5 protein-coding genes and 1 pseudogene are annotated in these 7023 nt (G+C 65.1%); all 6 read left to right on the forward strand.

What is annotated here, in order from left to right:
• Window positions 1-376: 376 nt before the first annotated feature.
• Window positions 377-646, forward strand: a pseudogene (locus tag ASE25_RS22265) (ATP-binding protein); the annotation flags it as partial.
• 1111 nt (window positions 647-1757) lie between these two features.
• On the forward strand, window positions 1758-2153 hold the full coding sequence (locus ASE25_RS06500) for a hypothetical protein (protein ID WP_056824095.1): 396 nt from the start codon (window positions 1758-1760) through the stop codon (window positions 2151-2153).
• A gap of 150 nt (window positions 2154-2303) precedes the next feature.
• Entirely contained in the window at window positions 2304-3320 is a 1017-nt protein-coding gene (locus ASE25_RS06505; protein WP_162260592.1) for a peptidoglycan-binding domain-containing protein, read from the forward strand.
• A gap of 8 nt (window positions 3321-3328) precedes the next feature.
• Complete coding sequence (locus ASE25_RS22270) at window positions 3329-3964, forward strand: ABC transporter ATP-binding protein (protein ID WP_082622740.1); 636 nt, start codon at window positions 3329-3331, stop codon at window positions 3962-3964.
• Window positions 3954-4991: a hypothetical protein gene (locus ASE25_RS22685; RefSeq protein ID WP_157623356.1), complete on the forward strand. Its 1038-nt coding sequence runs from the start codon at window positions 3954-3956 to the stop codon at window positions 4989-4991. The genes ASE25_RS22270 and ASE25_RS22685 overlap by 11 nt, the downstream gene beginning before the upstream one ends.
• A gap of 689 nt (window positions 4992-5680) precedes the next feature.
• On the forward strand, window positions 5681-6907 hold the full coding sequence (locus tag ASE25_RS06520) for an IS110 family transposase (RefSeq protein WP_056824108.1): 1227 nt from the start codon (window positions 5681-5683) through the stop codon (window positions 6905-6907).
• The last annotated feature ends 116 nt before the right edge of the window (window positions 6908-7023 follow it).

A 7023-nucleotide genomic window follows, 5' to 3' on the forward strand; every position in this document is an offset into this window, starting at 1 on the left:
GGCCAAACCCGACGAACCGAGATCTACGACAACCTCATCACCAGCCTCGACACCACCGAAGCCTCTTGACACCGATCACCCACATAATGCCGATGACAGTGCGTTCGCTCAGTTCCCGCCGGTCGATGTCCCGCTCGGGTACGGTCAGCTGGGCCGGCCGCCGGTGTTGGTGATGGCTGCGGGCTACTCCCGGATGCTGTTCGCGGTGATGATCGCCTCGCGTCAGGCCGCCGACCTGAGCCGCAACTATGCCGACGCTCGCAGGCCCCCGGCGTCGTGGACCGCTTCACCCTTCAGGCTGCCCACCGCCGGCCAGCGTGCCCCTCGGCATAGTCGCGTTGTCGGTATAGGTCGAGCTATGCGGACATCCGCATAGCTCGACGAGGTCGGCTACATCCCCTTCGAGCCCGAGGCCGCGACCTGTTCTTCCAGCTCGTGTCCTCCCGCTACGAACGAGCCGCGCTGATCGTCACCAGCAACAAGCCCTTCGGCCGCTGGGGCGAGGTCTCGCGACGACGTCGTGGCCGCCGCGATGATCGACCGGCTCGTCCACCACGCCGACGTCGTCAACCTCAAAGGCGACTCCTACCGGCTCAAGAACCGCGACCTTGGCCGCGTCCCTACGCCCCTGGGAGCCGAGGACTGACATGACCAACAGGGAAAAGGGCCGATTTCACCCGTCGCAAAGGGGGTTCGATTTCAGCCGCCGTTGACACGTTGTCCTCGGCGCTCGTCGACCCTCGCCGACCGCTTCCATCGGAGATCTCGAGATCCTGCCTCAGTGGGGGACTGGAGATCATGTGGGTCATTTGGGTGTCCTTTCGCCGACACTCACTGACTGTCCAGGCGTCAGGCAATTGCTCCGGACGTGAGATCGTCTGGAGCGGCCGATACACCGGCGTTAGCGAACGCCGGTCGTGTGCACCGGGCGCGAACGGGACCTGCCGTCACGGCCCCAGCACCCCGGCCGTCAAGTCGGTCCAGCGTCAACCGACTTCACCGCGCTCGGGTATCCGCTCCGTGCCCTCGATCTCACTGTCTTGGAGGCATGAGCCGCCCGAGCAAAGCCTCGACGGCAGGCCCTCCCCCTGGGCCGCACCACCTCGTCTTACCGAAACCACACCACAACAGCGCCACATCCGGCGGCAACGCACTTTGGAACGGGGACCCTGAGAACTACCTGAGAGGTTGCTGGACGCAACTGGGTGCCACTGCTAGCCTCTCCAAGCACAGGGGCCGCCCAAAGAAATCGGCACAAGGCTGGACGGAGCAACGATGCCTCGTATTGCACATTCAGGTTTGGCGCTGGCATGCGGAGCCGCGCTTGCGGTCGCGCTTGCGGTCGCGCTTGCCGCACCCGCACATGCTGGTTCTACTTCAAGAACCTGTGGCAATTCCGCCGTCGTTGTCGGGTTCACTGAGAACAACGGCGGGGGCACCTACGACGATGCCCCGAATACCTGCGGGGTGCTCGGAGTTCGAGTCAACTACGCCCACATCGGTGGGTCGAGCTGGACCGCGTGGAAGTACTGCGCGTATGGACAGGGCGGTGTCAGCCAAATCCTCTCCGGAACGAACCCCTTTAGGGCCCAGCACTCGACCTCCGTTGGCCCCCTCTCCTTTTACTCCACTCTGTAGATGCAATGAAACCAGTAATATGGCGCTCCGGACTCGTGCTTTTGATCGCCATGCTGTCGGGATGCTCCTCCCCCTCCGTGGAGGAGCCAACAGCGAGTGCTGGTAACGCTCTCCACGGCATGGACCTGTCCCTGGCGTCCGAGGCGCAAGCCGCCGAGATCAGGGACAACAAGGTCGACGCCAGCGAGTACAGAGCCGCTTTCCAGCGTTTCCGCGAGTGCCTGAGCGCGGCTGGTTACGAACTGGGTCAGGTCGAACTAAAGCACGCGATGTACGAGTTCGCGATGCCGGACGCTGCCGTTCAGAGCGGCGCCGAAAAGAAGTGTTACCACGCCGAGTTCAACTTCGTTGACATCCTGTGGCAGACGTCGGATGGAGTGCAGAACGGTTCGCAGGAAACACAACACCTGCGTGACTGTCTGCGGAAACGCGGCGTCGAGCCCGGTGACACGCGGGCGAAGGTGGACATGCAGATGCGCGAAGAAGGGGTCACTCTTCGTGATTGCTTTCGCTAGCGGGCCTGCCCCGGTTGCTAGGATCCGCGGATGAGCGCCCGTCGTCGAGCCCGCCCAAGATTCAGGTCTTGGGCGGGCTCTTGGGTGCCGGTTGTGGTTCTCGTGACCTTGTGGGCCGTGCCGGTGGCGGCTATCGCTATAGCTGTCCCGTTGGCGAGCAAGCGCGAGGTTGCCAGCGTTGCACCGGACGAGCCGTCCCTGGTCAAAGTGGGGAGCCGTAGCACGGACTACCGCACCTCCGTACTCGTAAATATCGAGCTGAAGCAGCTCGGCGAGGTGCGATCGCCCGTGGCCGGAATTGTCACCAGCATCGCCCAAGATGCTGGCCCGATTCAATCGGGTGAGGAACTTTTTGCCGTTGACGGCGTGCCGGTCCTGGCGCATCGCGGCCGAACGCCTCTGTACCGAGAGCTTCGATCTGGCGAGACGGGGCCTGAAGTGGCCCTGCTGAGCCAATTCTTGTCGGATGCCCGCTTACTCGACCGGCGGAAGGTGAGCGGCACCTTCGGGCCGACGGTGAAGGCCGCTGTCACGGGCTTGCAGAAGCGGCTGCGCGTGCCTCAGGACGGCGTGTTCCGGCCAAGCTACGTCGCTTTCGTGCCGAATTCCGCGACAGCCATTGGCGAAGCCTCTGTGACCCTCGCCAGTCCGGTTGCCGTCGGTGACCCAGTCCTTGGCCTAGCACCGACGCCAACGGACATCTCGATCACACCCGCGAGCCAAGGCTCGTCTCTAGCGCCGCTGCAGAAGGGGGCGCTCACCCTGACTTTCGGCGACCGAGAGATAGCCATGTCTGGTCTGAAGCCGACCGCTGGAGAGTTGACCGCCGTCTACACCAGCCTGCGCGAGGCCGTTACTACCGGCGCTGCGCAGATGACCGGAGGTGGCGGCGGAGGCGCGCCGGAACAATACGTCGGCGGCCTGATCAGGCTCTCACGCGCCCAGGAACGTGCCGTCGTGCCAAGCACTGCCGTCTACATGACGATGTCTGGCGCCCAGTGCCTCTTCCGCCTGGAGAGGGGGACTTGGAATCCCTTGCCCCTGGGGACGTTGCGGGGCGCCGCGGGCGAGCTGGGCGTCGTGGTCGTGGACTCGGCTTTGGTGGACGACCAGGTTGCTCGGGATCCTCTCAGCCTCCCCGCAAACGTCCTCGCCGGGTGCACGTGAGCTCACCTATGCAGATCGAGGTTCTCGATGCAGCGGTGCACTTTGGCAACCGCATCGTGTTCTCTGGGTTGACTACGCATTTTGCTTCAGGCCAAGTGACCGCCCTCGTCGGTCCCTCCGGGAGCGGCAAATCGACACTGCTCGCCGCCCTTTCCGGCTACCAGTCGCTCAGCGCCGGATGCATCGAGTTTCACGGTTCAGGCCCCGCACCCTTACCTCCGGACCCGAGCCGTGTTGCCTGGGTGCCCCAAGGTTCTAACGCCCTAGCTCGTCGAAGCGCCCTGGAGAACGTGGCCATCGCCCCCTTAAGCTCCGGCGCACGACTCAGCGACGCGCGGGAGCGAGCAGTCGAGGCCCTGGAGCTCGTTCATCTCGGTGACCGGCTTCAACAGCAGGCGCGCCGGCTTTCAGGAGGCGAGTTGCAGCGGCTTGCGCTCGCTCGCGCCTTGGCCTCGGGCAAGGAGCTGATCCTTGCCGACGAACCGTCCGCCAACCTTGACGCGACCAACACTGAGTTGATCGCGCAAATCCTCCATGAGCTCAGAGCTCGCGCCACAATCGTAGTGGCAACGCACGACCCCATCCTCGTCAGTTCGGCCTCAGCCGCCGTCCATCTTCGGACCCTGGAAAACCATGGCAACTGACCGCTGGCGCCCGCACCTGCTCATCCGCGAGGCATTCAAGAATGTCTTCGGAGCTGGGTCGCGCATGTTTCCTGTCCTTGCGCTCGCCGTACTCGCCGGCTCCGGTTCAAGTGCCTTCATACTCGTCGAAACCGAATCACTGCGGAAGGAAGTTCAGGCCCTCGCGGACGACGGACACAACGTCCTCACCTTCTCTGCGTTGAAGCCCGAAGAACCAACCCTCATCTCTCGAGCCTCATGTGAGGCGCTTGCGACACAGTCCGGGGTCCGGGCTGCCGGGGTTCTCGAACCAGAGCGGGAGCTCAACGTGCTTCCAGTGGGCAACCGCCTCCCTGCCCAGCGGGCCAGCATCACCCTATTCCCCGAATTGAAGGACGCCGACCTGCTCGTCGGACCCAAGCTATCCGATCATGCGTCCGGAGGCTTCGTCGTCCGCATCGGTGACGAACCAGCAAAAGCCGTGGTTGCGGAGCCACACGCAGAAGGTCTAGGCACTGGCTTCGGCATCACCCTCCCGCCCCGGGCCAGTGCGAGCACAAGCGAACATTGCGTAGTCATCCTCGATCCCTTCGCAGACGCGCAAACGACAAGGGACGCCCTCGCCGCACAACTACACACGAGCGGGAACGCGGTGACGTCCACCGAATTGCTAGTGCCGACCAATGACCCGGTGGACACGTACCTCAAGCGCCCGAGCCGCTGGCTTCCCCTACTTCTTGGAGCGCTGGGCGCCTTGGCCACAGCAATCAGCACTCGCCTCCGTGCAAGCGAAATTGCCGTTTACCGCATGTCCGGCACATCCGCCACCTCGGTCGTGTCCCTGCTGACCGTGGAAGCACTACTGATCGCAGGAACCGCCGCAGCCTCGGCCGCGACGGCGTCCGCTGTCCTGGCAAAGGGGCACCTGGACGCGACGGTTCCCGTGGTTTGGGGCTTGGCTATGGCGGGCGTTTGGACGCTCACTTCTATCGTCGCCTCGCTCGACCTCGCGGTGCGCAGTCCTAACGATCTAGCCAAGGACCGTTAGCCCCGGGTCTTCCCCCGGTCGCTGACAAGCAGATGACGGTGGCAAGCAACGCTTTGTGCAAACCAGGGGCCAGAAGGTTCCGGAGGCTCACCTTCAGCGCGGCCCGAAGGGCAACGACGAAGCCGCCGACGGGCTCGCCAACCTCGTGCCGCTCCGGGCCCGCTGCCCACGAACGCGTGACCTTGCCCAGCCGCAATGGTCGCCTTCGACTACGACGAAGCCGTCAATGGCTTGATCGGTAGGCCGTTCTCAGTGCTGAACTCTTGACGCTCCACCTGAGCCAGAAGGGGTGTCTGGCACTAGAGCGTTCACTTGACCGGCGTTGACCGGCTGCGCAGGTGCGTTCGTGCCGTCCCGCCGAGCCCCGGAACACACACTGCGGCCCCGATGTACCGAGGACCGTCAGCCAACATCCGGATCTCATGGGTTCTAGCCGAGTGCCTGGCTGTGCTGGGAGGCTCGGTTCCGGTAGCGGCTGGCGGGTCAGCACTCTCCGAATCTGATCCTGCGAGGTCTTGCGGCAGACCGTGCGCCCGCCAGTCGTGAGGAGGGCGGTGACCGCTGCTGGGATGTCGTGCCGATCGGAAGTTTGATCAGAGCACTTTGGCCATGAGATCGCTGGGAGTCCTCCTCCGCGCTGCTGAACGGGAATGTCGGTGTCGGCAAAGGAGTCAAGGAGGACTGGTGCGATGCTGTTCGTGGGTGACGACTGGGCGGAGGACCACCACGACGTCGAGCTCGTCGACGAGCACGGCAAGGTCCTGGCGAAGAAGCGCTTCCCGGAAGGGCTAGCCGGGGTGACCCGGTTGCACGCCCTGATCGCCGAGCAGCTGCCGGATCCGGGCCGCGACCCCGAGCCGGCCATGGAGGTGCTGGTCGGGATCGAGACCGAACGCGGCCCGTGGGTCGCCTCGCTGATCGCGGCCGGGTACACGGTGTACGCGCTCAACCCGAGGTCGGCGGCGCGGTATCGGGAGCGTCACTCGGTGTCGGGGGCGAAGTCCGACGCCGGGGACGCGCACGTGTTGGCCGAGATCGTGCGGCTGGATCGTGCTGAGCATCGCCCGGTCGCCGGGGACAGCACGTTGGCCGAAGGGATCAAACTCGCCGCGCGGGCCCATCAGGGGTTGGTGTGGGAACGGACCCGGCATGTGCTGCGGCTGCGGAGCGCGCTGCGGGAGTTCTATCCCATTGCGCTGCAGGCGTTCCCGGACCTCGATGCCCCTGACGCGCTCGAGCTGCTTGCCAAGGCTCCCGACCCGGACCGTGGCGCAGCGCTGACTCACCGAACGCTCCTCGCGGCCTTCACCAGAGCCAACCGGCGCGACCCGCAGTCGCGGGCCGAGACCGTCCTGGGGCTGCTGCGCGCGGAGGAGCTGCGTCAGCCCGGACCGGTGCAGACGGCGTTCGCGGCGATCGTGAGCGCCGAGGTCGCCCTCATCGCCGCCCTGAACGAGCAGATCGACACCCTGGAGCAGGTGGTGGGCGAGCATTTTGGCCGGCACCCGGCAGCGGAGCTGGTCACGAGCCTGCCGGGACTAGGCGTGATCCTGGGAGCTCGCCTGCTGGGTGAGTTCGGCGACGACCCACAGCGGTACGTCGATGCCAAGGCGCGTAAGTCGTACGCCGGGACCGCGCCGATCACCAAAGCGCCCGGCAAGAAGAAGGCCGTCCTGTCCCGGCACGCGCGTAACAAACACCTCGCCGACGCCGCGCACCAGTGGGCGTTCTCCTCGATGCGCGGCTCACCCGGCGCCAAGGCCTACTACCGACAGAGCGCCCGTGGCACCAGCCACCAAGCCGCCCTACGACAGCTCGCGAACCGGTGGATCGGCATCCTGCACGGCTGCCTCAAAACAGGCGCGTTGTACGACGAAAGAATCGCCTGGGAGCACATCCTCCAACGCGCTGCTTGACAGCAACAGAACCTGGGTGAACCGCCCCGGCATGTCGGGAGACTCCAAACCTTGGGAAGGTTGGAGTCATGCCGGGGAACACGTCCAAGAGGTACCCGCCTGAGCTGAGGGCTCGG

The organism is Terrabacter sp. Root85 (assembly GCF_001429185.1).
Classification (GTDB): domain Bacteria; phylum Actinomycetota; class Actinomycetes; order Actinomycetales; family Dermatophilaceae; genus Terrabacter.

Coding starts and splice junctions, on each gene's coding strand:
- ASE25_RS06500 (WP_056824095.1), top strand. CDS start 1,758: ATGGACCTGTCCCTGGCGTCCGAGGCGCAAGCCGCCGAGATCAGGGAC.
- ASE25_RS22685 (WP_157623356.1), top strand. CDS start 3,954: ATGGCAACTGACCGCTGGCGCCCGCACCTGCTCATCCGCGAGGCATTC.
- ASE25_RS22270 (WP_082622740.1), top strand. CDS start 3,329: ATGCAGATCGAGGTTCTCGATGCAGCGGTGCACTTTGGCAACCGCATC.
- ASE25_RS06520 (WP_056824108.1), top strand. CDS start 5,681: ATGCTGTTCGTGGGTGACGACTGGGCGGAGGACCACCACGACGTCGAG.